Origin of the sequence: Halomonas sp. ND22Bw, assembly GCF_003011945.1 — a bacterium.
GTDB lineage: Bacteria > Pseudomonadota > Gammaproteobacteria > Pseudomonadales > Halomonadaceae > Halomonas > Halomonas halophila.
This window is the reverse complement of the sequence record NZ_PXWD01000321.1, coordinates 1-372: the sequence shown is the minus strand read 5'-3', so window position 1 is coordinate 372 and position 372 is coordinate 1. Positions and strand designations below refer to the sequence as shown.

Annotated in this window: 1 pseudogene; it reads left to right on the top strand. The window is 65.9% G+C overall.

Annotated elements, in window-relative coordinates:
- A pseudogene (locus CVH10_RS18260) lies at positions 1-372 on the top strand (hypothetical protein); the annotation flags it as partial.

Sequence of the window (372 nt, the reverse complement as noted above, 5' to 3'; positions counted from 1 at the left end):
CCCGAAGGCCGGTGGCCTGGAGATCGTGGCCGAAGGACGTGCCGACTGGGTGGGCTCCCTGGAGTTGATCCCTGCACCAGTCGACGAGGAGGCGATGCGCAACACAGCGCGGGTGATGATCGAACTGAAGGCCGACGTCCTCGCCGTGGTCGAGGCGGAGAGCCGGCCGGCGCTCGCCGCCTTCAACGCCGATATCGTCGGGAGCCTTGGCGGCACGCCGTACAGCCACGTCATGCTGATCGACGGCAACGATGCGCGAGGCATCGATGTCGGCTTGCTCACCGGTTCCGAATTTCCCATCGGGAACATGCGCAGCCATGTGGACGACCGAACGGTTGATGCCCAGCCGATCTTCTCTCGGGACTGCCCCGA